The organism is Amycolatopsis sp. lyj-112, assembly GCF_046549055.1.
GTDB lineage: Bacteria > Actinomycetota > Actinomycetes > Mycobacteriales > Pseudonocardiaceae > Amycolatopsis.
The window spans coordinates 140,051-164,657 of sequence record NZ_JAJPWS010000018.1 but is presented as its reverse complement, the minus strand read 5'-3'; the positions used below and the strand labels follow the sequence as shown (position 1 = coordinate 164,657).

Here is a 24,607-nt window from a genome sequence, read left to right as displayed (position 1 = left end):
GTAGTGTTTCGGTGGTCATAGCGTCAGGGAAACGCCCGGTCCCATTCCGAACCCGGAAGCTAAGCCTGACAGCGCCGATGGTACTGCAACCGAAGGGTTGTGGGAGAGTAGGACACCGCCGGACTAACTTCAGGACAGGGTCCTGACCAGGGTTGAGAACCCCACAGGTTCTCCCCAGGTCAGGGCCCTGTTCCATTTTCATGTACGCGTGGTGGACCGGCCGCATGAGCCGGCGCCGAAGCGACCGTTAAGATGGTGAGTTGGCCCCCCAGGGGGTCCGCAAGTTTCAGACCTTTTTCAATAGTGGCAGGAGGCCAGGTGTCCGAGTTCGGTCGACGTGACTCAGATGATGGCGCGTCCGGCCGGTCGGGTCGCCGGGACGACAGTCCCCGCGGAGGCCGGTCTGATGCGCAGCGAGGTGACCGGCGCGGTTCCGCCGGCGGAGGACAGGACCGAGGCGGTCGCGACGGCGGCTACCAGGGCCGTCCGCGCCGTGACGACCGCGGTGCCCGCGGTTCGAGCAGCTATTCCGGGAAGCCCGCCCGCAGTGGCGAAGGTGCCCGTGACCAGCGCTCGGGCGGCAGCAGCCGGTTCGCCGGTCAGGGGCGCGACGAGAACCGTCCGCGCTACAACAACAACGACGACCGTCGCGGCCCCGGTGCCGGCGACCGTCGTGACGACCGGTCCGGCAGCCGCGACAACGACCGTCGTGGCGGCGGCTACCGCTCCGACGACCGGCGCGACAGCCGCGACAGCCGTGGCAGCGACAACCGCGGCGGTGACCGTGGTGGTTACCGGCCGGACAACCGTGGCAGCGACAACCGTGGCAGTGACCGTGGTGGCTACCGATCTGACAACCGCGACAGCCGGGACAACCGTGGCGGCGACCGCGGTGGCTACCGGTCGTCGGACAACCGCGACAACCGGGGTGGCGACCGCGGCGGGTACCGCTCCTCCGACAGCCGCCCCGAGCGTCGTTACGACAACCGCTCCGACAATCGTTCGGACAGCCGTTCGGACAACCGTTCCGAGAGCCGGTACGAGAAGCGCCCCGACAGCCGCCCGGCCCGTTCCGGCTACGGCTCGGACAACCGCGGCCGTTCCGACGACCGTCCGTCCGGCAACCGCTATGAAGGACGCCCCCAGGGCAAGTCCTACGGCGACCGTGACAACCGCGGCGGCAGTGATGACAAGCGTCCGTCCTACCGCGACGACCGCGGTGGTTCCCGTTCCGGTGGCTACAACAGCGACCGCGGGGATGACAAGCGTGGCCCTTCCTCGGGCGACCGTCGTCCCAGCAGCGGTGGCTTCGAGCGCAAGTCCTACGGTGACCGCGACAGTCGTGGCAGCGACAACCGTGGCAGCGACAGCCGTGGTGGCAGCTACCGTCCCTCCGGCGACCGTCCCGACCGCAAGCCCTCCGGTGACCGTCCGGAGAAGCGGTACGACGACAAGCGGACCGACTCCCGTGGCGGCGAAGGCCGGTTCGAGCGCAAGCGCGACGACCGACCCCAGCGTGACCGTTCCGAGGGCCGCAAGGACTTCCGTTCCTCGCCCCGCGTCGACGACAAGCCGGTCGACGACGAGACCTTGGCGCGTGAGCTGCTCGAAGCCCCGGAACTGCCCGAAGGCATCGAGTTCTCCGACCTCGACGAGGAAGCACGCCGCGAACTCCGCACCCTGCCCAAGGCACTCGCGGAGACCGTCGGCAAGCACCTCGTCGCGGCCGGCGGTCTGGTCGACGAAGACCCCGAGGCCGCGATGGCGCACGCCAAGTACGCGAAGGCCAAGGCGTCCCGGGTCCCGATCGTCCGCGAGGCGCTCGGCCTGGTCGCCTACCACGCGGGCAACTGGTCCGACGCCCTGTCCGAGCTGCGGGCGGTCCGCCGGATGACGAGGGCCGATGACCACATCGCGATCATCGCCGACGCCGAGCGTGCCATCGGGCGCCCGGAGCGGGCGCTGGACCTCGCGAAGGAGGTCGACAAGGACCGCCTGTCCAAGGAGACCCAGGTCGAGCTCGCGATCGTCGCCGCCGGCGCGCGTCGTGACCTCGGCCAGCTGGACGCCGCCGTCGTCTCCTTGCAGAGCGACGACCTCAAGGAAGAGAAGCGCGATCCTTGGAGCGCCCGGCTCTTCTACGCCTACGCCGACAACCTCGCCGCCGCCGACCGCAAGGAAGAAGCGATCCGCTGGTTCCTGAACGCGGCAGAAGCCGACGAGGAGGACGAGACCGACGCCGCCGAGCGGGCCGCGGAGCTCACGAATGGCTGACGCTCTCTCGGCCGGGTACGACGCGGTCCTGTTCGACCTCGACGGCACCCTCTATCGCGGCAGCCAGGTGATCCCGGGCGCACCGGAGGCACTCCGGGCGCTTCGGGACCACGGCACCGCGATCCGGTTCGTCACGAACAACGCTTCCAAGGCACCTGCGGAGGTCGTAGCGCATCTCGAGGCGCTCGACCTGCCCGCCGGTCCCGACGAGGTCCACACGAGCTCTCAGGCCGCCGCCGCCCTCCTGGGCGAGCGGCTGCCTCAGGGCGCCGTCGTGCTCGTCGTGGGCACGGAGTCGCTGGCCGCCGAGATCGCGTCGGCGGGGCTGCGTCCGGTCCGGGAAGCCGGTCCGGACGTGGCCGCCGTGGTGCAGGGCCACTCTCCGGAGAACACCTGGGCCGCCCTCGCGGAGGCGTGCCTCGCCATCCGCTCGGGCGCGCTGTGGGTGGCGACCAACACCGACGCGACCCTGCCGTCCGAACGCGGCCTGTTGCCGGGCAACGGATCGATGGTGGCCGCCCTGCGCGCCGCCACCGACGTCGAACCGCTGGTGGCGGGCAAACCGGCGCCGCTGCTGTTCACCACGGCGGCACGGGACGCCGGCGCGGAGCGCGCGCTCGTCGTCGGAGATCGGCTGGACACCGATATCGAAGGCGCCGTCGCGGCCGGGATCGATTCGCTCTGCGTCCTGACCGGGGTCGCCGACGCGGCGTCCCTGCTCAAAGCGACGTCGGCGGAGCGGCCGCGCTACCTCTCGGCCGATCTGGCCGGCTTGGACCAGCGGCCCGACCTGCTCGAAATCGGGCCCAAGGACGGCTGGCAGGTCTCCGCCCTGGACGGCGTACTCACCGTTCAGGGTGAAGGGGACTCCTTGGACCTGCTGCGCGCGTTGTGCGCGGTGGCCTGGGAGTCGGGGAGCACCGCCGTCCGTGGTGAAGACGACAGTGCCCGTGCCGCGCTCGCCGAGCTGCGCCTCACCTGACCAGCGCTGCTAACTTGGTGGGGTGCAAGACCACTTCTCACCCGTTCCACGACCGCCGATGCCCGGCCCTCCGCCGCTACCCGGGCCCCCGCCGATGGCGAGCGCGCCGGAGCAGTTCGAGCAGCAGGACACGGACCCGCGTGCCGGGATCGACGATGCCGTCGCCGGTCTCGACGAGCTGGCCGCTCTGCCGCTGTCGGAGCACGTCGACCGCTTCGAAGCCGTGCACACCGAGCTGACGGTGGCGCTGTCCACCATCGACAAGGTCTGACCGCGTGCCCAAACGCGCCCGCCTGGACGCGGAGCTCGTCCGGCGGGGTCTCGCCCGCTCCCGGGAGCAGGCCTCGGCGCTGATCGCCGACGGCAAGGTCACCGTGCGCGGGATGGTGGCCACCAAGCCGGCGACGGGCGTCGAGTCCGGCGCGCCGATCGTGGTGCGCGACGGCGACGATCCCGGCTGGGCGTCCCGCGGCGCGCACAAACTCCTGGGCGCGCTCGCCGCCTTCACTCCGCAGGGCCTGTCCACCGAAGGAAAGCGCTGCCTCGACGCGGGTGCCTCGACCGGTGGCTTCACCGATGTCCTGCTGCGCAACGGCGCCTCCACGGTGATCGCCGCCGACGTCGGCCGCGGACTGCTGGACTGGCGCCTGCGCACCGACGACCGGGTGGTCGTGCTCGACAAGACGAACGTCCGCAACCTGACCCCGGAAGACCTCGGTGGACAGGTCGACCTCGTGGTCGGGGACCTTTCGTTCATCTCGCTCAAAATCGTGCTTCCCGCGCTGGCGGCCTGCGCGCGGGACGGCGCCGATCTGGTGCCGATGGTGAAACCGCAGTTCGAGGTCGGCAAGGACCGGCTCGGCAGCGGCGGCGTGGTCCGCGATCCGGAACTGCGGGTCGAATCGGTGCTGGGCGTGCTCGCCGAGGCCGAGAAGCTGGACCTGCGCCTGCGCGGCGTCGTCGCGAGCCCGCTGCCCGGGCCGTCCGGGAACGTCGAATATTTCGTCTGGCTTACCCGCGGGGCGGGCGAGACCCTCGGCACCGACGCCGAGCGGCTCGTCCGGACCGCAGTCCTGGAGGGACCCCAATGAGCGATCGCGAGGTGCTGCTCGTCGTGCACCCGGACCGGGACGCGACCCGGGACGCGGCACGCGAGGTGTCGGCCCGTTTCGCCAAGGCCGGTGTACGGCTTCGGGTACTCGACGAGGACGTCCGGCAGATGCTCGAGGCGGACGGCGGGATCGGCGCGCCCTGCACGGTCATGGCGCCGGAACAGGATCCGGCCGCCGGGACCGAGCTGGTGTTCGTGCTCGGCGGCGACGGCACGCTGCTGCGGGCCGCCGAACTGGCCAGGCCGAACGGCGTTCCGGTCCTCGGGGTGAACCTCGGCCGGGTCGGTTTCCTCGCCGAGGCCGATTCGGACAAGCTGGCCGACACCGTCCAGCGGGCGGTGGACGGCGACTACCAGGTCGAAGAGCGGATGACCGTCGATGTCTCGGTCAGCGTCGACGGCGAGGAGACCGTCAACACGTGGGCGCTCAACGAGGCCAGCGTCGAGAAGAGCACGCGTGAGCGGGTGCTGGACGCCCTCATCGAGGTCGACGGCAGGCCGGTGTCCTCCTTCGGTTGCGACGGCGTCCTGTGCGCCACTCCGACCGGTTCGACGGCGTACGCGTTCTCCGCGGGCGGCCCGATCATCTGGCCGGACGTCCAGGCGCTGCTGGTGGTGCCGAGCAACGCGCACGCGATGTTCTCCCGGCCGCTGGTCGTCTCCCGCGACTCGGAGATCACTGTCGCGATCGATCCGGACGGTTCGCCGGCGGTGTTGACCTGCGACGGATCGCGGACCTTCGATCTTCCCGCCGGCGCGGCCGTGCGGGTCACCTGCGGCAGCGTCCCGGTGCGGCTGATCCGGCTGTGGGAAGGCCCGTTCACCGACCGGCTGGTGCACAAGTTCTCGTTGCCGATCAAGGGCTGGCGGGAGCGCCACGCCCGCTGACGGATGTCATGAAAGGGTCTTTCAAGACGAAAAACGTCTTGAAAGACCCTTTCATGACGTGGCGGGTGCGGGAACGGTCGGGGTGGGCCGCTACGGTGGGCGTCGTGCTGGCCGAGATGCGCATCCAGGGCCTCGGAGTCATCGAGGACGCCCTGCTGGAACTGCACGCTGGCTTCACCGTGGTCACTGGTGAGACGGGTGCGGGCAAGACGATGGTCGTCAGTGGGTTGCACCTGCTCTCCGGCGGCCGAGCCGAAGTGTCCAAGGTGCGAACAGGAATGCTGAAAGCCTTCGTAGAGGGCCGGTTCGAGCTGGGCGGGGCCGAGGGCGCCACCCGGATCGTCACCGACGCCGGGGCGGAGGTCGACGAGGACGGCAGCGTCATCGCGCTGCGCGCGGTCTCCGTCGATGGCCGGTCCCGCGCCCACCTCGGTGGCCGTTCGGTGCCGGTCGGCGTGCTGGCCGACCTGTCCGAGCAGCTGATCGCGGTGCACGGGCAGAACGACCAGCTGCGGCTGCTGCGGCCCGCCGAGCAGCGCGCGGTGATCGACCGGTTCGCCGGCGAGGCCGTCACTGAACCGCTGGAGCAGTACCGCGCGGTCCGGGACGAATGGCTGGCCGTCGTCGCCGAACTGACCGAGCGGTCCACCCGGTCCCGCGAGATGGCCCAGCAGGCCGACCTGCTGCGGCACGGCCTCGCCGAGATCGACGCCGTCGCGCCGGAACCCGGCGAGGACACCGAACTCACCGAACAGATCAAGCGGCTCGCCGCCGTCGACGAACTGCGTGCCGCGTCGAGTGCCGCGCACGCCGCCGTCGCCGGTTCGGCCGACGGCGACCCGGACGCACCCGGCGCGCTGGGGCTGATCGGCGAGGCGACGCGCCAGCTGACCGGCTCCGACGACGCGGTGCTGCGGGACCTCGGGCCCCGGCTGGACGAAGCCTCGGTGCAGCTGTCCGAAGTGGCCACCGAGCTGGGCAGCTACCTCGAAACGCTCGACGCCGACCCGGCGTTGCTGGAAAAAGTGCTCGCGCGCCAGGCCGACCTGAAGCGGCTCACCCGCAAGTACGCGGCCGATGTGGACGGTGTGCTGGCGTGGGCCGACGACGCCCGCCGCCGGATGTCCACGATGGACACCTCGGAAGAGGCGCTGACCGAGCTGGCCACCCGTCGTGACGCGCTCGCCGTGACCCTCGCCGAGCACGCGTCCGTCCTGTCGGAGGCGCGCACCGAAGCCGCCGCCGAACTGGCCGAGGCGATCACCGCCGAAATGGCCGGGCTCGCCATGGGGCAGGCCGAAATCGAGATCACCGTCGAGCGGCGCACCGTCGAAGAGAGCGATTCGCACGCGGTGAAGGTCGACGGCAGGCTCGTGCATGCCGGCCCGGACGGGATCGACGACGTCGAACTCCTGCTCCGCGCGCACAACGGCGCGCCGCCGCTGCCCGTGCACAAGGCCGCGTCCGGCGGTGAGCTCTCCCGCGTGATGCTCGCGATCGAGGTCGTCCTCGCGCACGCGGACACCGTGCAGACCCTGGTGTTCGACGAGGTCGACGCCGGGGTCGGCGGCCGCGCCGCGGTCGAGATCGGCAGGCGCCTCGCCCGGCTGGCGCGCAGCCACCAGGTCCTGGTGGTCACGCACCTCCCGCAGGTGGCCGCGTTCGCCGATCAGCATCTGGTGGTGGACAAGGGCACGAGCGGCGGAGTGACCCGCAGTGGTGTGCGCGTGCTCGAACAATCCGAACGGGTGGTGGAACTCGCGCGGATGCTCGCCGGAATGGAGAGCACCGAGACCGGCCGTGCGCACGCCGAGGAATTGCTCGCCGTCGCGGAGGCCGACAAGAGCGCGCCGGACAAGCCCAAAGCCCGCCGCGGCGGAAAGCGCAAGAAGGCGAAATAACGCTCCGAAATCGGGTGAACCCCTTCGTGGGACGACTGGAGTGGCCCGACCGGTGTGGGTAAATCGGCGCGGGTTTAAATCGGCTCGGCCTTCGGCGTGGCGGACGCATAAGGCCGCACCGATTTGTCACTATCGGTCGCATGAAGCTCACCGGCTTGCTCACCCGTAACCAAGAGGTCCTCCCCGGGATCACCGGAGTCGCCAGGGTCGACAGGCGTACGCGTGAGCTGCTTCGCCGGCTGAGCCCGGGGGACATCGTCGTCCTCGACCAGCTGGATCTCGACCGGTCGACGGCCGATGCCTTGGTGGAGGCCGAAGTCGCGGCGGTGGTGAACGCCTCACCGTCGATCTCGGGCCGCTTCCCCAACCTCGGGCCGGAGATCCTGCTCGAGGCGGGGATCCCGCTGGTCGATTCCGTCGGCGGCGAATTGCTGCGCAAGGTCAAGGACGGGACGAAACTCCGCCTGCACGAAGGCGTCGTCTACATCGGTGAGCGGCAGATCGGTTCGGGGATCCAGCAGACGCGCGAGAGCATCGCGGATCAGATGATCGAAGCCAAGGCCGGGATGTCCACCCAGCTGGAGGCGTTCTCCGCCAACACCATCGAATTCCTCCGCCGGGAACGCAGTCTCATTCTCGACGGCGTCGGGGTGCCGGAGATCCGGGTTCCGTTGCGGGACCGGCACGCCCTGGTGGTGGCGGGTGGCAATGGTCACGCCGAAGATCTCAAGAAACTGAAGAAGTACATTTCCGAGCACCGTCCCGTGCTCATCGGCGTCGACGCCGGGGCGGACACGCTGCGCGCGCAGGGTTATCTGCCCGACGTCATAGTGGGTGACCCGCACGGGATCGGCGCCGAGACGCTGCGCAGTGGTGGCGAGGTCGTGGTCCCGGCGCAGCCGGACGGGCACGCGCCGGGTGTCGAGCGCATCCAGGACCTCGGGATCGGCGCGGTCACCTTCCCCGCCACGGGCAACGCCGAGGACCTGGCGCTGCTGCTGGCCGACGCGCACGAGGCGAGCCTCGTGGTCACCGTCGGTTTCCAGGCGACGCTGCGGGAATTCCTCGACCACGGCCGGTCCGGGTCGAACCCGTCGACGTTCCTCACCCGGCTCAAGCTCGGCACGAAACTGGTCGACGGCAAGGCCGTCGCCACCCTGCATCGCAGCCGCGTGTCGATCGGCGCCATCGTGCTGCTCGTACTGGCGACCGTGGTGGCCGTCGCGGCCGCGCTGCTCGTCTCCGACGTGGGTTCGGTCTACCTCGACTGGATCCGCGACACCTGGAACTCGTTCATCGCCTGGGGCAAGGGGCTTTTCACGTGATTTCTCTGCGGTACCACATTGTTTCCATCGCCGCCTGCTTCCTGGCGCTGGCCATCGGCGTGGTGCTCGGGTCCACGGCGCTCAACGGCACGTTGCTGTCCGGCCTCGCCGGGCAGAAGGAGGACCTCGGCACCCAGGTCGCCGATCTCGAAGCACAGCGCAACAGCCTCAACGCCCGGCTCGGTGACGCGGACGCGTTCGCCGGGGCGATGGGGCCGAAGGTCGTCGCGGCCCAGCTGGACAAGCGTTCGGTGGTGCTGGTGACCACGGACGACGCGAAGCCCGCGGACCGGGACGCGCTCAAGCAGCTCATCGGCCAGTCCGGCGCGTCGGTCACCGGCGAGATCCAGCTGACCGAGGCGTTCTCCGACCCGATGCGGTCCGACCAGCTGCGCGACGTCGTGACGCGCCTGCAGCCGGCCGGTGTGCAGTTCCCGACGGCGGGAGACCCGGGCACGCTCGCCGGGGCACTGCTCGGCTCGGTGGCGTTGCTGAACAAGGACAACGCGCAGCCGCAGTCCTCTCCGGTGGAGCTGGCGGCCGCGCTCGGCGGGCTCACCGACGGCGGTTTCCTGAAGGCGGGCCAGGACGTGAAGCCCGCTCAGCTCGCGATCGTGCTCACCGGCTCCAAGTACACCGGTGACGGCGCGGGTGACCGTGCTTCCACCATCGCGCGGTTCGCCACCCAGCTCGACCGATCCGGCGCGGGCACCGTCCTGGCGGGCGACACCGGTTCGGCCGACGGCACCGGCGCGGTCGGCGTCGTGCGCGCCGACACTTCGTCGACGTCGATCCTGTCCACTGTGGACAACGCGGAGACCTCGGCCGGCCGGGTCACCACGATCATGGCGCTGCGGGAACAGCTCGAAGGCGGCGCGGGGCGCTACGGCATCGCGGGCAACGCCCAGGCGCCGGCCCCGGGAATCGCCGCCGACGGCAACTGACTCCTTCGCGTTCAGTCCTCTAGTTGCGGTACTTGCACAGGCAACTACCGCAACTAGAGGACTACTTGCGTGGGCCCATGCCAGACTCGGGGGATGATCTCCGATGAACAACGGGCCGCCCGCACCGCGCGGGCGGTGGCCGCCGCGGTCGCCGCGGGTCGAGACCTCGGCATCACCGTCGAGGAACCCGAAGTCCTGTACGACGTCTTTTCGGTCATCGTGCGCCTGTCACCCTCACCGGTGATCGTGCGCGTGCCGACGGTCCTGCCGCGGACGACCACCCTCGAGACGCAGCTGATCGACCAGCGGCGTGAACTCGCCGTCACCGGCTGGCTCGCGCGGCGCGGGCATCCGGTCGTCCCGCCGAGCCCGCTCGTCCCCGCCGAACCCGTGCAGCGCGACGGGTTCTCGATGACGTTCTGGCAGCTCGTCGAGCACCGCAAGGACGTCGAGATCGGCCCGGAGCGCACGGCCGAGATCGTGGCGGGGCTGCATGCCGCGCTCCGCGAATACGACGGCGACCTCGCGTTCCTGGGCGGGCTGGACCCGTTCATCCCCGACGGCTTCGAGCAGCTCAAGGACCGGCCGGATCTCCTGTCCCCCGAGGACCTGGACCGGGCGAGCCGCGAATGGGAAGCGCTCCGGCCGCTGTTCGCGTCCGAAGAGGCGTTCGCCGAGGCCTTCCCCGGGATCACCGTCCAGCCGATCCACGGCGACGCTCCGGGCTACAACCTGATCGCCACCCCCGAGGGTGAGCTCTGTTCGGACTTCGAACTCGTCAACCGCGGCCCGGTCGAACGCGATCTCGCGTTCAACGGTCCCGAGGGCTTCGAGGCGTACGACGCCGCCGCCGGACGGTCCGGGCTGCGCACGACGGACGACCGGGTCCGGCAGGCGCTGGAGGCCGTGGCCATGCTGCAGCTGATGGCCTGCCTCTCGATGGCCCCGGACCTGCCGATGCTGGTGGAAGGCATGAAACCGATGATCGACCAGTGGCGCGCCTCGCCGTTCGCGGGCGACCTGGCCTGATCGAGCGCTAGCCGAGCATCGAGGTCCAGGCTTCGGCGAATCCGGGGTAGGTTTTCCCGACCGTCCCCGGGTTCTCCACCTCGATCCCTTCGACGCGCAGGCCCAGCACGGCGGCCGCCATCACGAGCCGGTGGTCGTCGTAGGTGCGGAACTTCCCGCCGTGCAGCGGCGCCGGCGTGATCCGCAGGCCGTCCTCGGTCTCGCGGACGTCGGCGCCGAGCGAGGACAGTTCGGTGGCCAGCGCGGTCAGCCGGTCGGTCTCGTGGCCGCGCAGATGCGCCACCCCGGAGATGATCGACGGGCCTTCGGCGAAGCACAGCAGCGCCGCGATCACCGGGGTCAGCTCGCCGACCTCGTGCAGATCCAGTTCGACGCCGGGGATCGCCCCGCCGCCGGTGACCGTCAGGCCCCCCGCGTCGAGTTCGGCGGTCGCGCCGAGCACCGGCAGCAGGCTGCGGAGCCAGTCGCCGGGCTGGGTCGTCCGCTGCGGCCAGCCCGCGATCCGGACGGTGCCGCCGGTCGCGACGGCCGCGGCGACGAACGGGGCGGCCGTCGAGAGGTCCGGCTCGACGATGTACTCGGGGCAGGACAGCCGCGTCGGGGCGACGTGGAATTCGGAGCCCTCACGGTCCACAGTGGCGCCGAAGCGGCGCAGCATCTCGACCGTCATCGCGATATGCGGTTCGCTCGGCGGGGCGCCGCCGACCAGGCGCACGGTCACGCCCTGCTGGAACGACGGCCCCGCGAGCAGCAGCGCGGACAGGAACTGGCTCGACGCCGAGGAGTCCAGGTCGACCTTGCCGCCCCGCAGGCCGCCTTCGCCTTCGACGGTGAACGGTGGTGCGGCACGGCGGTCGTCGTCGATCCGGGCGCCGAGATCACGCAGCGCCTTCAGCAGCGGGCCGATCGGACGGCGGCGGATCGCCTCGTCGCCGTCGAACAGCGCCGGGCCGGTGCCCAGGGTGGCCAGGGCGGGGGTGAACCGGGCGACGGTGCCCGCGTTGCCGAGTTCGACTCGCACGGTCTCTTCGGGATGCACGCGGCCCGGGCCGAGCGGGTGCACGAGGTACCCGCCGATGCTCTCCTGCGAGTGGGCGCCCAGCGCCGAGACGGCGCCGAGCATCAGCCGCGCGTCCCGGGAGTCCAGCGGGGTCCGCACCCGGGTCGGCGCGCTGGCGAGCGCCGCGAGCACGTAGGCCCGGTTGGTGATCGACTTCGAGCCGGGGACGCGGATGTCCGCGTCGAGCGGGCCTTCCGCGACCGGTGCCGTCCAGGTGTCGTGCGCGTCTGTCACGCCGCGAGACTAGCGGTTTTCCACTCCATCGGACGCTTGCGGCGTGGCCGGTGAGCGCTTCTGCGGGCGTGCGATAAGGTGGAAGCCCGTGGGACTTCAGTCGCGGGCTACCAAGTATGTCTTTGTCACCGGAGGCGTTGCCTCCTCTCTGGGTAAGGGACTCACGGCTTCCAGCCTGGGTCAGCTCCTTACCGCACGTGGGCTCCGGGTCACGATGCAGAAGCTGGATCCGTACCTCAACGTCGATCCAGGCACGATGAACCCGTTCCAGCACGGTGAGGTGTTCGTCACCGACGACGGCGCCGAAACCGATCTGGACATCGGGCACTACGAACGCTTTCTCGATCGGTCCCTCGACGGCAAGGCCAACGTCACCACCGGCCAGGTCTACTCCGAGGTCATCGCCAAGGAGCGTCGTGGGGAATACCTCGGTGACACCGTGCAGGTCATCCCGCACATCACCGACGAGATCAAGTCGAGGATCACCGCCGCGGCCGGCGCTGACGAGGACGGGAACAGCCCGGACGTCGTGATCACCGAGGTCGGCGGCACCGTGGGCGACATCGAGTCGCTGCCGTTCCTGGAGGCCTGCCGTCAGGTCCGCCACGACGTCGGCCGTGATCAGTGCTTCTTCCTTCACGTCTCCCTGGTTCCTTACCTCGCCCCGTCGGGCGAGCTGAAGACCAAGCCGACCCAGCACTCGGTCGCGGCGCTGCGCAACATCGGTATCCAGCCCGACGCGCTGGTCTGTCGCGCGGACCGCGAGCTGCCGGAGGACCTCAAGCGCAAGATCGGCCTGATGTGCGACGTCGACACCGAGGCCGTCATCGCCTGTCCCGACGCGCCGTCGATCTACGACATCCCGAAGGTGCTGCACCGTGAGGCGCTCGACGCCTACGTAGTGCGCCGCCTCGGGCTGCCGTTCCGCGACGTCGACTGGACGGTGTGGGGCGACCTGCTCGATCGTGTGCACAACCCGTCGGAGACCGTGCGTGTCGCGCTCGTCGGCAAGTACATCGACCTGCCGGACGCCTACCTTTCGGTGACCGAGGCGCTGCGCGCGGGCGGGTTCGCCCACCGCGCCAAGGTCGAGATCTCGTGGGTCGCCTCGGACACCTGCGAGACCCCGGCCGGTGCCGCCGCCGCGCTGTCCGATGTGGACGGTGTGCTGGTGCCCGGCGGGTTCGGCGTGCGCGGGATCGAGGGCAAGGTCGGCGCGATCGCCTACGCCCGCACCCACGGTCTCCCGCTGCTGGGCCTGTGCCTCGGCCTGCAGTGCATGGTGATCGACGCGGCCAGGAACCTCGCGGGTATCGAGGACGCGAACTCGGCCGAGTTCGAAGACGGGCCGAACCCGGTCATCTCCACGATGGCCGACCAGCGCGACGTCGTCGCGGGGGAGCGCGACATGGGCGGCACGATGCGGCTCGGCGCCTACGTCGCCAAGCTCAAGCCGGGCTCGCAGGTCGCGAAGGCGTACGGCAGCACCGAGGTCTCCGAGCGGCACCGTCACCGCTACGAGGTCAACAACGCCTACCGCAAGCGCCTTTCCGAGGCCGGTCTGGTGTTCTCGGGCACTTCGCCCGACGATCACCTGGTCGAGTTCGTGGAGCTGCCCGCCGACAAGCACCCGTTCTTCGTCGGCACCCAGGCGCACCCCGAGCTCAAGAGCCGCCCGACCCGGCCGCACCCGCTGTTCAGCGCGTTCGTGAAGGCCGTCGTGGACCGCAAGGTCGCCGAGCGGCTCCCGGTCGAGCTGGCCGAAGCAACTCGGACTGGAACTCGATGACCGAGCCCGGTAAGCACGATTTCACCGTCGCGTCCACAAGGGACGTCCACATCGGACGGGTTGTCGGGCTGCGGGTCGACGACGTCGTGATGCCCGGTGGCGGTACCGCTCGCCGTGAGGTCGTCGAGCACCTCGGCGCGGTCGCCGTCGTCGCGCTCGACTCCGGCGGCGCGGTCACGCTGATCCACCAGTACCGCCACCCGATCGGGCGGCGGCTGTGGGAGCTGCCCGCCGGCCTGATCGACAAGGCGGGGGAAGATCCCGTCGGGGCGGCGAAGCGTGAACTCGTCGAGGAGGTCGGGCTCAGCGCGGGAAGCTGGGAGACCCTCGTCGACATCGCCGCGTCGCCCGGGTTCACCGACGAGGTCGTCCGCGTCTACCTCGCCCGCGAACTGTCCGAAGTGGACAGGGAGATCCTCGGCGAGGAGGAGGCCGACCTCGTCATGCGGAAGTTCCCGCTCGCCGAGGCGGTCCGGATGGCACTGGCAGGCGAACTGGTGAACGGGGCGACCGTCGGCGGCGTGCTGGCCGCGCACGCGGTGCTTTCGGGCGCCGCGTCGTCACGGCCGGCGGACGCGCCTTGGGAGGACCGTCCGACGAAGTTCGCTTCGCGCGGTCTGTAGCGCTCTTCGCAGTGCTATGAACGACTCGTTACTTGCAAAATTTGCAAGTAACGAGTCGTTCATAGCCTTTTGCGGAACCCGGCCTCAGTCACGCAGGCGGCGTCCCTGCGGATCGGTGCCGCCGTTCGCCAGCAGGATGATCCCGTCGATCAGCGGCCAGATCGCGCCGACGCCGAAGGTCACCATCACGACCACCAACTGCACGACGGCGAGCCCGATGTGCCCGGTGTAGAAGCGCCCGACGCCGAACGGCAGCACGATCTGCAGGACCCCGGCGACGATCTTCGACTTGGGCGAGTACGGCACGAGCGACGCCTGCTGCTGGTACGTCGCGGGTATCCCGCCGTAGGCCGGACGGGGGAACGGCGGCGGTTCGTAGTGCACGGGCGGCGCCAGGAACGGCGGATGCGGCGCGGGCAGGTCCTGGAACAGCGGCCGGAGTTCGGCGAGGGTCACGGCCTCGTATCCGGCCATCACGCGGCCTTCGTACTCGTCCGGCGTGAGCCTTCCCTGGCTGTAGTGGTCGGCGAGCAGCCGCGCCGCCTCTTCGCGCTCGGCGGTGCCGATGCGCATCTCACCCGGGTCCGGTTGCTGGGCCATATCCCAAGGTAACCCGTTTCACGCTGAGAACGCCGCTCGCGCGGCGAACTCCCGAGACGGCCCCGGTGGTCCTACAGTGTCCGTGTGTCACAGGCTGGCGGTGCCGGAGTCGCCCAGGTGGTCGCCGCTTACCTCGACCATCTGGTGGTCGAGCGCGGAACCGCCCGCAACACCCTCGACAGCTACTCCCGCGATCTGCGCCGGTACACCGCGTATCTCGGCGACGCCAAGGTCGGCAGCTTCACCGACGTCACCCCGGCGCACGTCACGTCGTTCGGCGCGGCACTCCGGGAAGGCGACGACGAGCACCGCCCGCTGGCCGCGTCCTCGGCGGCCCGGGCGCTGGTCGCGGTGCGGGGGCTGCACAAGTTCGCGCATGCCGACGGCATCACTGAAAACGACCCCGCGCGGGAGGTTCGCCCGCCTGCCGCGGCGAAGCGGCTGCCCAAGGCGTTGCCGGTGCACGACGTGCTGAAACTGCTGGAAACCCCGCCGCCGGAAGGGGAGCGACCGCTCCGGGACCGGGCCCTGCTGGAACTTCTCTACTCCACCGGCGCCCGGATCTCCGAGGCCGTCGGGCTCGACGTCGACGACATCGACGACGCCGAACGGACCGTGCTGCTCGACGGGAAGGGCGGCAAACAGCGCATCGTCCCGATCGGGCGTCCGGCGCTGGAAGCGGTGCACGCCTACCTCGTCCGGGCGCGGCCCGCCCTCGCCACCCACGGCCGGGGGACACCCGCGATGTTCCTGAACGCCCGCGGCACCAGGCTTTCCCGGCAGAGCGCGTGGCAGGTTCTCAAGGACACGGCGGAATCCGCGGGCGTCACAGCCGGCGTTTCCCCGCACACTTTGCGCCATTCGTTCGCCACGCATCTGCTCGAAGGCGGCGCCGACGTCCGTGTGGTCCAGGAACTGCTCGGCCACGCTTCGGTGACGACCACGCAGGTGTACACCCTGGTCACGGTCAATACGCTCCGCGAGGTCTACGCGACAGCACATCCTCGTGCGCTCGGTTAATCGACCCCCTCGGCCCCGGCGAGCCTCTTTGGCTCGATTCGCGATCCGCGCATAGGCTGCCGAGGACCCTGCCGAGAAGGAGCTTTCCCGCCATGTCGACACCGAACGAGCCGGCGAAGCCGTCCGCGTCCGCCGGTTCGGCCGCGGCGAGCCTCAGTCAGGTCACCATCGCCACCCCCGCCGAACACGACGGCGACGAACCGTCGGAGGACACGATCTCTTCACGCGGCCGCAAGGCCAAGCGCGCTAAAACCGCCAAGCAGGAACGCGAAGACGACGGCATCGGCCCGACCGGCCGTCCGTACCGCGAGATCCCCGAACCGCCGCCTCTGGAGAAGCACGGCCCCGCACTGGTAATGGCCATGTGCAACCAGAAGGGTGGCGTCGGCAAGACCACCTCGACCATCAACCTGGGCGCGGCGCTCGCCGAATGCGGCCGCCGGGTGCTGCTGGTCGACTTCGATCCCCAGGGCGCGCTTTCGGTCGGTCTCGGCATCCAGCCGCACGAACTGGACCAGACGGTCTACAACGTCATCATGGAGCGCTCGGTCAGCATCACCGACGTCGTCCGCAAGACCCGGGTGGACGGCGTCGACCTGCTGCCGAGCAACATCGACCTGTCCGCCGCCGAGGTCCAGTTGGTCGCAGAGGTAGGGCGCGAACACACGTTGTTACGGGTCCTTCGTCCGGTGATGAACGACTACGACTATGTTCTTGTCGACTGCCAGCCCTCGCTAGGCCTGCTGACGGTGAACGCACTGACCGCCGCGGACGGTGTGATCATCCCTCTGGAGTGCGAGTTCTTCAGTCTGCGAGGCGTAGCGCTCCTGATCGACACCATCGAGAAGGTGCAGGAACGCCTCAACCCCAAACTGGACATCACCGGGATTCTCGCCACCATGTACGACCCGAGAACCCTGCACTCGAAGGAGGTCATGGCGAGAGTGGTGGAGGCATTCGGCGACATCGTGTTCGACACGGTGATCAACCGCACGGTGCGGTTCCCCGAGACGACCGTCGCGGGCGAACCGATCACGACCTGGGCCCCCAAATCCGCCGGCGCGGCAGCCTATCGCGCGCTGGCACGTGAGGTGATCGCTCGGTGAGCAGGCGAGCTTCCCTGCCCGGAGCGTCCGAACTGTTCAGGATCACCTCCAGCCCGGCCCTCGATCTCCCGCCCAAACCCGTACCCGTCGTGCCCGAATCGGGCCACGACAACGGGAATGGCAGCGGGAACGGCTCCGCGGACCGGGCCGGGCATGAACACAAGGAACAGCTGAACCGCGCGTCGCGCAGCGGCTCAGGGCGTACCAAGCACGACGCGAAGATCACCGTCTACGTCTCCGGCGACGAACTGCTGGCGATGGAGCAGGCCAGGCTGAACCTCCGCGCGAAGCACGGCCTCGTGCTCGACCGCGGCAGGCTGGTCCGCGAGGCGGTGGCCGTTCTCCTGGCCGATTTCGACACCAACGGTGAGGAGTCGGTACTCGTCCAGCGCTTGCGGGCGGGCACCGAGGACGGGAAAGAGACCGAGAACTGATGGACGACCCGGCCGTGGCTGCTGAGCGTGGCCCAGAGCCGGTCGAGCAGAACGCGACAGACGAGACCCCCGCCGCGCACGAGACCGTGCACGGCGGGATGGTCCCGGAAGGACTGGCCAGTGAAGAGCTGAGCACGTCCAGGTTCAAGGTGAACCTGGAGAACTTCCAGGGCCCCTTCGATCTGTTGCTCCAGCTGATCTCCCAGCACCAGCTCGACGTCACCGAAGTCGCGTTGCACCGGGTCACCGACGATTTCATCGCCTACACCCGTGCGCTCGGCTCGGACTGGAATCTCGACGAGACGACCGAGTTCCTGGTCATCGCGGCCACCCTGCTCGACCTCAAGGCGGCGCGGCTGCTGCCCGCCGCCGAAGTGGAGAGCGAGGACGACCTCGCCCTGCTGGAGGCACGGGACCTGCTGTTCGCGCGCGTGCTGCAGTACCGCGCGTACAAACAGGTCGCGGCGCTGTTCGGCGAGCTCGAGGCCGGCGCGTTGCGGCGGTACCCGAGGTCGGTGGCGCTCGAAGAACGGTTCATGGGACTGCTGCCCGAGGTGATGCTCGGCGTCGACACGGCGAAGTTCGCCGAGATCGCGGTCTCGGTGTTCAAGCCGAAACCGCCGCCGACGGTGTCGATCGCGCATCTCCACATGGGCCGGGTTTCGGTGCGCGAGCACGCCGCGCTGCTACGGCTGCGGCTCGCGGAACTGGGCGAGGCGACGTTCAGTGAGCTCGTCGAAGACTGCGAGCACACCGTCGAGATCGTGGCGCGGTTCCTCGCGCTGCTGGAGCTGTACCGCGAAGCGACGGTCCAGTTCGAGCAGTCGGAGGCGCTCGCCGAACTGCATGTGCGCTGGACCGGCGGGTCCGTGGCGGAGGCGGTGGTGGAGGCGGAACACGACCGCGCCGCCGTCGAGGACGAGGAGTACGGGTGAGCCCCGAAGAGACCGAGAACCCCGACAAGACCGAGACGCCCGAGGCACCCGAAGTGACCGAGGCGGCTCCGGAACCCGAAGCAGAGCCCGAAGCGGAGGCCGAGCCGGATCTCGTCGCGGCGGGCGACGGGGACTTCCCGGACGTCACCTCCGACGAGGCACTCGAAGCCGCCCTCGAGGCGCTGCTGCTGGTCGTGGACTCGCCGATCAACGAGGAATCGCTGGCCGACACGGTCGGCCAGCCGGTGCCCCGGGTGACCGTGGCGCTGCGCACGATGGCGCAGAAGTTCACCGACCGGGTCAGCGGAATCGACCTGCGCCGAGTGGGCGAAGGGTGGCGGTTCTACACTAGGGACGTCTATGCCCCGTTCGTGGAGAAGCTTCTGCTCGACGGCCAGCGTTCCAAGCTGACGCGAGCCGCTCTGGAGAGCCTCGCCGTGATCGCCTACCGGCAGCCGGTGACCAGGGCCAGGGTCGCCGCCGTCCGAGGCGTGAACGTGGACGGGGTGATCAGGACGCTGCTGGCACGCGGCCTGATCGAAGAGATGGGGTCCGACCCCGAAACCACTGGCACGCTGTACGTGACGACCGAGCTGTTCCTGGAGCGACTGGGCCTCTCGTCCTTGACCGACCTACCGCCCATCGCTCCGTTGCTACCCGAAGTGGACACCATCGATGACATCTGACCCGCATCCCGACGGCATTCGGCTGCAAAAGGTCCTCTCCCAGGCCGGGGTCGCCTCGCGGCGCGCGGCCGAGGACCTGATCGTGCGCGGCCGCGTGAGCGTGGACGGCAAGGTGGTCACCGAACTCGGCCGCCGGGTCGATCCGGACAACTCCGTGATCCACGTGGACGGCACCCGCGTCCAGGTCCGCGACGACCTCGTCTACCTCGTGCTGAACAAGCCCAAGGGCGTGCACAGCACGATGAGCGACGACCGCGGCCGCCCGTGCGTCGGCGACTACCTGCGCGGCCGGTTCGAGGAGACTCCCGGCATCGTGCACGTCGGCAGGCTCGACGAGAACACCGAAGGCCTCCTGCTGATGACCAACGACGGCGACCTCGGCCACCGGCTGATGCACCCGTCGTTCCAGGTGCTGAAGACCTACTTCGCCGAGGTCGAGGGCATCGTGCCGCGCGGGCTGGGCAAGGAACTGCGCGCCGGGTTCGAACTGCCGGACGGCATCGTCAAGGTCGACCAGTTCCGGGTCAAGGACATGCTGGCCGGCCGGACGCAGATCGAACTGGTCATCCACGAAGGCCGCAAGCACATCGTCCGGCGGCTGATGGCGGCCACCGGGCACCCGGTGCGCAAGCTGGTCCGGACCGCGCTCGGCGACGTCCAGCTCGGCAGCCAGCGGTCGGGTTCCGTCCGGCGGCTCAACCGCGGTGAGGTCGGCTCGCTCTACCGCGCCGTCGATCTGTAAGCCCGGACCCCGCCCCGCCACCACCCTCAACGGACAGGCTGCGCCTGACTGTCAAGACTTTCCGCTCTACTGCGCGAGTGATCATCGCGTTTAGCTCTCTCTGACGGGCTTTCAGCCGACGGGGAAGGGCTCAACCGTGAAAACTGTTGTGCTGGCAGGGATTCTGGCGGTCGCCGCGGCCGTGGTCGTGGCGCCGACGGCGGTGGCGAAACCGCGAGGCAGCGAACCGGTGTACGACTTCGCCCAGGCCGTCCGCGAGACGGCTTGGGTGGACATCGGCCTCGACGGCGACGGTGACGGCCGGTCCGACCGGGTCGCCGCCGACATCATCCGGCCGAAGGAACCGGCGGCGCAGGGCAAGAAGGTCCCGGTCATCATGGACGCGAGCCCGTACTACTCGTGCTGCGGCCGGGGCAACGAGAGCGAACTCAAGACCTACGACCCGGCGGGCAGGCCGGTCGGGTTCCCGCTCTACTACGACAACTTCTTCGTGCCCCGCGGGTACGCCGTGGTCCTGGTGGACCTGGCCGGTACCAACAAGTCCCGCGGCTGCACCGACATCGGCGGGGCGTCGGACATCGGGTCGGCACGCAAGGTCGTCGACTGGCTGAACGGCCGCGCCAACGGGTACACCACGGCGACCGGATCCGCCAAGAAGAACCCGTCGTGGTCGACCGGCGCGGTCGGCATGATCGGGAAGTCCTACGACGGCACGATCGCCAACGGCGTCGCCGCGACCGGTGTCGACGGGCTCAAGACCATCGTGCCGATCGGCGCGATCAGTTCCTGGTACGACTACTACCGCTCCGACGGCGCGAGCCTGCGCCAGGGCAGCCCGGCCGGGCTGGCGCAGACGGTTTCCCAGCGCAACGGCGGCCAGAACTGCGGTGCGGCGAACCGGAAGCTCACCGAGGGCGCGACCTCGAACGGCGACTACAACTCGTTCTGGCTCGATCGGGACCACGTGCAGAGCGCGTCGAAGGTGAAGGCCAGCGTGCTCGCTTCGCACGGCCTCGGCGACCTCAACGTCAAGACGATCAACTTCGGGCAGTGGTGGGACGCGCTGAAGGTCGAGCGCAAGCTGTGGCTGACGCAGGCGGGGCACGTCGATCCGTTCGACTACCGCCGCTCGGCGTGGGTCGACACCCTGCACAAGTGGTTCGACCACTACCTGCTCGGCATCGACAACGGGATCGAGAAGACCCCCTCGGCGAGCGTGGAACGCGCCCCGGACGTCTGGGCGGACCAGGCGGCGTGGCCGGCGGGAAGTGCCGTCACCCTGCGCCCCGCGTCCGGGACCACCCCGGGCGTCGGCACGCTGGGCACGGCCGCGGGGACCGGCACGGCGTCGTTCACCGACTCCTCGGGACAGACGTCGACAGGCTGGGCGGCGAGGCCGACCGAGACCGCGAACGGACGCGTGCTGTTCAGCACCGGCGCGCTCGCGAAGGATCTGCACGTGTCCGGGACGGCGAACGTGACCGTCACCGCGACACCTTCGACGGCGTCCGCGCGGCTCTCGGCGATCCTCGTGGACTACGGCCCGGCGACGATCCGGAACTACACCGGGTCCAAGGAAGGCATCAAGAACGAGACGACGCAGTCGTGCTGGGGATCCAGTTCGTCCGGTAACGACGCCTGCTACCTGAACACGAGCGTCGACGCGGTGTCCGTCGGGCTGAACGTGATCAGCCGGGGCTGGGCCGATCTGGCCAACCACCGGTCGCTGAGCCAGGAGACCCCGCTCACGCCGGGGCAGCCGTACACGATGACGTTCCGGCTGGCGAGCACCGATCACGTGGTCCCGCAAGGACATCAGCTCGCGCTGATCATCGGCGGGACGGACGCGTCGTTCATCTCGGGCCCGGCGCAGTACCCGAAGATCACGGTGGACCTGGCGAAGACGTCGCTGGCGCTGCCCGTCGCGGGCGGTGGCCCGGTGAGCACTCCGGCCGCGCTGCCGTCGGCCCCGGTGCAGCTCGCACCGGTCACCACTTCGGGTCTCGAACGCGGCTAGGCGAATGCTATGAACGGGCCTTTCCTTGCAAAATTTGCAAGGAAAGGCCCGTTCATAGCACGCGGAGGGGGTGGGTCAGCTCGTCTGTGAGGCGGGGCTCTTCGTGCCGGTCGGTTTGCGCTGCAGAGCGCGGGCCACCGGCTCGACCACCCGGGCGGCCGTCGGGCCGAGGATCGCCATCAGGAGCACGTAGGCGGTCGCGAGCGCCGCCAGTTCTCCGGTCACCGCACCGCCCGCCACGGCGAGGCCGGCGATGACGATCGAGAACTCGCCTCTGGCCACCAGCGCCGCGCCGGCTCTCGCACGGCCCATTTTCCCGACGCCCTGTTTTCGCGCGGCCCACCAGCCCGTGGCGACCTTCGTCAGCGTCGTGGCGACGGCCAGGACGACGGCCCAGCCGAGCACCGGCGGGATGGACGCGGGGTTCGTGTTGAGCCCGAACACCACGAAGAACACCGCGGCGAACAGATCCCGCAGCGGCTCCAGCATGTGTGTCGCGTTCTCCGCGGTGGAACCGGAGATCGCGATACCGAGCAGGAACGCGCCGACCGCGGCCGACACCTGCATCGCGGACGCGATCCCGGCGACCAGCAGCGCCGCACCGAGGACCTTCAGCAGGAAGACCTCGCGGTCCGGGCTGTCCACCGCCGCGGAGACGTACCGGCCGAACTTCAGCGCGATCACCAGCACGACGGTGATCACCATGAGCGAGATCCCGACGGCCTTCATCCCGCCGAGGAAGCTGACGCCGCCGAGCACCGCGGTCAGGATCGGCAGGTACAGCGCCATCACCAGGTCTTCGAACACCAGGATCGACAGCACCACCGGGGTTTCCCGGTTACCGAGCCGCCCGAGATCCCCGAGCACCTTCGCGATGATCCCGGACGACGAGATGTAGGTGACACCCGCCATCACGATCGCGCCGATCGGCCCCCAGCCGAGGATCAGCGCGACGATCGCGCCCGGCGCCGCGTTGAGCACGATGTCGAGCAGTCCCGCCATCCACGAGCGTTTCAGCCCGGTGAACAGTTCCGCCGCCGAGTACTCCAGTCCCAGCAGCAGGAGCAGGAGGACGACGCCGATCTCGCTGGCGAGGTGCGTGAAATCGACGATGTCGCCGAGCGGGATCAGGCCACCCTGCCCGAAACACAGGCCACCGATCAGGTACAGCGGGATCGGGGACAACCCGATCTTCCCGGCCAGGCGTCCCAACACGCCCAGGCCGAAGAAGACCGCCCCCAGTTCGATCAAGGACAGTGCGGTGTGATCCATCCGCGATCAGCCGTACTTCAGGATCTTGAGGGCCGACTCGAGCCCTTCGGACGTGCCGACCGCGACGAGCACGTCGCCCGCGGTCAGGTTGAAGTCCGGGGTGGGGGAGGGGTGGACCTGCCCGGCCCGCATCACCGCGACGAGCGAGACGCCGGTCCTCGTCCGCATCGCGGTGTCGCCGAGTGTGCGTCCGTCGAACGGGGACGACGCCTTGATCGGCAGCTGCTTGGTGACGATGCCCGGCAGATCCCGGTGCTCCTCGGTGAGCTGGGCGACCAGCTGGGGCGCGCCGAGCAGGTTCGCCAGCGCGCCCGCCTCGTCGGTGGTGAGCGGAAGTGAAGCCAGGCAGGCGTCCGGATCATCCGTTTTGGACACGATCAGTTCCACGTGCCCATCGCGATGGGTTACCACGCCGACACGACGTCCGTAGCGAGTGGCGAAGTCCTTGCGGACGCCTATTCCGGGGAGCGGGGTCACTTCGACGTTCACGATGTCAACAGTAACTCACTGTCCGTTTTGCGCCGGGCGGATCAGGAACAATGCCGAGATCAGCACCATCAAGGCGGCCGTCGCGCCGTGGATCCCGAGCGCGGCGCCGGTGGATCCGTTGTGGGTCAGCACGATCAGCATGTCGCCGACCGGGATGAACGCCATCGCGAGGAGCGCCCAGCCCGCCGCGCGGACGTTCCGGAACAGCAGCAGAGCGAGCAGCGTGAGCCCCGTGCCGATATCGCGGACGCCCTTGACCGCGAGGATCGGGTCGCCTGCCGAAGGCATCACGGGCAGCCCGAAGCCGCCCGTCTGGGTCTCCGGGAAGAACACGTAACCGGTGCCGAAGTAGAGGACGAAGAGCACGAGAGCGGCGGACAGGGTGTAAGCGATCTTGATCCTGGTCATGGTCTTCTTCTCCAGAAAGCTAGCAGTGCTAGGAACGAGGTGAACACTAGCGCTAGCGGCGCTAGTTTGTCTAGCGATGCTAAGCTGTGGGCATGGTCACCAACCCCCGGCGCGAGCGGGACCGCTCGCAACGCGAACAGCTGATCGTCACGACCGCCCGCGAGATCGCCGAAGAGGAGGGCTGGGACGCGGTCACCACCCGCCGTCTGGCGGCGAAGATCGAGTACAGCCAGCCGGTGCTCTACAGCCACTTTTCCGGCAAGGGCGCGATCATGGCGGCCGCCGCGCTCGAGGGATGCGCCGAAATGGCCGTGGACCTGCGGAAGGGAGTCGGGACGGCGGAGGACTCGCGGAGCGCCCTGCGGCGGCTGGCCGAGAACTACTTCGACTTCGCCGACCGCAAACCCGCGCTCTACGACGCGATATTCATCCTCGCCACCGAGCTGACCTTCGCCAGTCCGGACAGCCCTCCCGCGCTGCGGGACGCGTTCGGCGCCCTGCTCGAAGCCGCGGGTCCGGCGGCGGGTGAGCACGATCCCGGCCTCTACACCGAAACCTTCTGGGCCGCCCTGCACGGCCTGGTCGCCCTCGAACGGAGCGAGCGGCTGCCGTCGCGTGCGCGCGCGGAACGGATCGGGATGCTCGTCGACCGGTTCGCCGTGGGCGGCTGAGGCGCGCCGTTCGTCACCAGGCAGAATGGTCCTCGATCAGGTGAGCGATGAAGAGGCGAGGGAGAGT

At 69.6% G+C, this 24,607-nt stretch carries 24 protein-coding genes and 1 rRNA gene; 20 read left to right on the top strand and 5 right to left on the bottom strand.

Features of this window, described 5'->3' with window-relative positions; genetic code table 11:
• Positions 1-7 precede the first annotated feature (7 nt).
• From rrf to ACLJRL_RS37155, 10 genes are all read left to right on the top strand, one after another.
• Positions 8-124: ribosomal RNA gene (gene rrf, locus ACLJRL_RS37200) — 5S ribosomal RNA — on the top strand.
• A 194-nt stretch (positions 125-318) separates the two neighbouring features.
• Positions 319-2,274 (top strand): hypothetical protein, encoded by a 1,956-nt coding sequence (locus tag ACLJRL_RS37195; RefSeq protein ID WP_410661078.1) that lies wholly within the window; start codon positions 319-321, stop codon positions 2,272-2,274.
• Positions 2,267-3,256 (top strand): HAD-IIA family hydrolase, encoded by a 990-nt coding sequence (locus ACLJRL_RS37190; RefSeq protein ID WP_410661077.1) that lies wholly within the window; start codon positions 2,267-2,269, stop codon positions 3,254-3,256. Before ACLJRL_RS37195 ends, ACLJRL_RS37190 begins: the two co-directional genes overlap by 8 nt.
• A 22-nt stretch (positions 3,257-3,278) precedes the next feature.
• A complete protein-coding gene (locus ACLJRL_RS37185) occupies positions 3,279-3,527 on the top strand; it encodes a hypothetical protein (protein WP_410661076.1) in 249 nt (82 codons plus the stop codon).
• A 4-nt stretch (positions 3,528-3,531) separates the two neighbouring features.
• Complete coding sequence (locus ACLJRL_RS37180) at positions 3,532-4,347, top strand: TlyA family RNA methyltransferase (RefSeq protein ID WP_410661075.1); 816 nt, start codon at positions 3,532-3,534, stop codon at positions 4,345-4,347.
• Complete coding sequence (locus ACLJRL_RS37175; RefSeq protein ID WP_410661074.1) at positions 4,344-5,255, top strand: NAD kinase; 912 nt, start codon at positions 4,344-4,346, stop codon at positions 5,253-5,255. The genes ACLJRL_RS37180 and ACLJRL_RS37175 overlap by 4 nt, the downstream gene beginning before the upstream one ends.
• Before the next feature lie 53 nt (positions 5,256-5,308).
• The gene (gene recN / locus ACLJRL_RS37170; protein WP_410661073.1) at positions 5,309-7,156 is read left to right on the top strand and encodes a DNA repair protein RecN; all 1,848 of its coding nucleotides are present in this window, start codon (positions 5,309-5,311) and stop codon (positions 7,154-7,156) included.
• A 140-nt stretch (positions 7,157-7,296) separates the two neighbouring features.
• Positions 7,297-8,481, top strand: coding sequence for a putative cytokinetic ring protein SteA (gene steA / locus ACLJRL_RS37165; protein WP_410661072.1), 1,185 nt, complete (start codon positions 7,297-7,299; stop codon positions 8,479-8,481).
• The gene (locus ACLJRL_RS37160; protein ID WP_410661071.1) at positions 8,478-9,425 is read left to right on the top strand and encodes a copper transporter; all 948 of its coding nucleotides are present in this window, start codon (positions 8,478-8,480) and stop codon (positions 9,423-9,425) included. The genes steA and ACLJRL_RS37160 overlap by 4 nt, the downstream gene beginning before the upstream one ends.
• Positions 9,426-9,518: 93 nt before the next feature.
• Positions 9,519-10,454, top strand: a complete 936-nt coding sequence (locus tag ACLJRL_RS37155; protein WP_410661070.1) for an aminoglycoside phosphotransferase family protein — start codon at positions 9,519-9,521, stop codon at positions 10,452-10,454.
• Between the two features lie 7 nt (positions 10,455-10,461).
• Here ACLJRL_RS37155 and aroA read toward each other — a convergent pair whose 3' ends face one another.
• On the bottom strand, positions 10,462-11,748 hold the full coding sequence (gene aroA, locus ACLJRL_RS37150; RefSeq protein WP_410661069.1) for a 3-phosphoshikimate 1-carboxyvinyltransferase: 1,287 nt from the start codon (positions 11,746-11,748) through the stop codon (positions 10,462-10,464).
• Positions 11,749-11,836: 88 nt separating this feature from the next.
• On the opposite strand from aroA, the gene ACLJRL_RS37145 reads away from it, so the two are divergent.
• Both ACLJRL_RS37145 and ACLJRL_RS37140 read left to right on the top strand, forming a co-directional pair.
• Positions 11,837-13,537 carry a CTP synthase gene (locus tag ACLJRL_RS37145; protein WP_410661068.1) on the top strand — a complete coding sequence of 567 codons (1,701 nt, stop codon included), beginning with the start codon at positions 11,837-11,839 and terminating at the stop codon, positions 13,535-13,537.
• Complete coding sequence (locus ACLJRL_RS37140) at positions 13,534-14,160, top strand: NUDIX domain-containing protein (protein ID WP_410661067.1); 627 nt, start codon at positions 13,534-13,536, stop codon at positions 14,158-14,160. The genes ACLJRL_RS37145 and ACLJRL_RS37140 overlap by 4 nt, the downstream gene beginning before the upstream one ends.
• 84 nt (positions 14,161-14,244) lie before the next feature.
• Here the strand turns inward: ACLJRL_RS37140 and ACLJRL_RS37135 are convergent, their stop codons facing one another.
• A complete protein-coding gene (locus ACLJRL_RS37135; RefSeq protein WP_410661066.1) occupies positions 14,245-14,760 on the bottom strand; it encodes a DUF1707 domain-containing protein in 516 nt (171 codons plus the stop codon).
• Positions 14,761-14,877: 117 nt separating this feature from the next.
• Between ACLJRL_RS37135 and xerD the strand changes: the two genes are divergently transcribed.
• The 7 genes from xerD (at position 14,878) to ACLJRL_RS37100 (ending at position 21,700) form a co-directional block, all read left to right on the top strand.
• On the top strand, positions 14,878-15,780 hold the full coding sequence (gene xerD / locus ACLJRL_RS37130; protein WP_410661085.1) for a site-specific tyrosine recombinase XerD: 903 nt from the start codon (positions 14,878-14,880) through the stop codon (positions 15,778-15,780).
• A 92-nt stretch (positions 15,781-15,872) separates the two neighbouring features.
• Positions 15,873-16,886 (top strand): ParA family protein, encoded by a 1,014-nt coding sequence (locus ACLJRL_RS37125; RefSeq protein ID WP_410661065.1) that lies wholly within the window; start codon positions 15,873-15,875, stop codon positions 16,884-16,886.
• Positions 16,883-17,320 carry a cobyrinic acid a,c-diamide synthase gene (locus ACLJRL_RS37120; protein WP_410661064.1) on the top strand — a complete coding sequence of 146 codons (438 nt, stop codon included), beginning with the start codon at positions 16,883-16,885 and terminating at the stop codon, positions 17,318-17,320. The genes ACLJRL_RS37125 and ACLJRL_RS37120 overlap by 4 nt, the downstream gene beginning before the upstream one ends.
• Positions 17,320-18,255: a segregation and condensation protein A gene (locus tag ACLJRL_RS37115; protein ID WP_410661063.1), complete on the top strand. Its 936-nt coding sequence runs from the start codon at positions 17,320-17,322 to the stop codon at positions 18,253-18,255. Before ACLJRL_RS37120 ends, ACLJRL_RS37115 begins: the two co-directional genes overlap by 1 nt.
• A complete protein-coding gene (scpB, locus tag ACLJRL_RS37110; protein WP_410661062.1) occupies positions 18,252-18,941 on the top strand; it encodes an SMC-Scp complex subunit ScpB in 690 nt (229 codons plus the stop codon). Before ACLJRL_RS37115 ends, scpB begins: the two co-directional genes overlap by 4 nt.
• The gene (locus ACLJRL_RS37105) at positions 18,931-19,683 is read left to right on the top strand and encodes a pseudouridine synthase (protein ID WP_410661061.1); all 753 of its coding nucleotides are present in this window, start codon (positions 18,931-18,933) and stop codon (positions 19,681-19,683) included. Before scpB ends, ACLJRL_RS37105 begins: the two co-directional genes overlap by 11 nt.
• A gap of 148 nt (positions 19,684-19,831) precedes the next feature.
• Entirely contained in the window at positions 19,832-21,700 is a 1,869-nt protein-coding gene (locus ACLJRL_RS37100; protein WP_410661084.1) for a Xaa-Pro dipeptidyl-peptidase, read from the top strand.
• A 75-nt stretch (positions 21,701-21,775) separates the two neighbouring features.
• Here the strand turns inward: ACLJRL_RS37100 and ACLJRL_RS37095 are convergent, their stop codons facing one another.
• The 3 genes from ACLJRL_RS37095 to ACLJRL_RS37085 are packed head-to-tail and all read right to left on the bottom strand — an operon-like array spanning position 21,776 to position 23,869.
• Complete coding sequence (locus tag ACLJRL_RS37095) at positions 21,776-22,972, bottom strand: cation:proton antiporter (protein ID WP_410661060.1); 1,197 nt, start codon at positions 22,970-22,972, stop codon at positions 21,776-21,778.
• Positions 22,973-22,978: 6 nt separating this feature from the next.
• Positions 22,979-23,461, bottom strand: coding sequence for a cation:proton antiporter regulatory subunit (locus ACLJRL_RS37090; protein WP_410661059.1), 483 nt, complete (start codon positions 23,459-23,461; stop codon positions 22,979-22,981).
• A gap of 15 nt (positions 23,462-23,476) precedes the next feature.
• Positions 23,477-23,869 carry a DUF4267 domain-containing protein gene (locus ACLJRL_RS37085; RefSeq protein ID WP_410661058.1) on the bottom strand — a complete coding sequence of 131 codons (393 nt, stop codon included), beginning with the start codon at positions 23,867-23,869 and terminating at the stop codon, positions 23,477-23,479.
• Between the two features lie 92 nt (positions 23,870-23,961).
• Between ACLJRL_RS37085 and ACLJRL_RS37080 the strand changes: the two genes are divergently transcribed.
• A complete protein-coding gene (locus tag ACLJRL_RS37080) occupies positions 23,962-24,540 on the top strand; it encodes a TetR/AcrR family transcriptional regulator (protein ID WP_410661057.1) in 579 nt (192 codons plus the stop codon).
• The last annotated feature ends 67 nt before the right edge of the window (positions 24,541-24,607 follow it).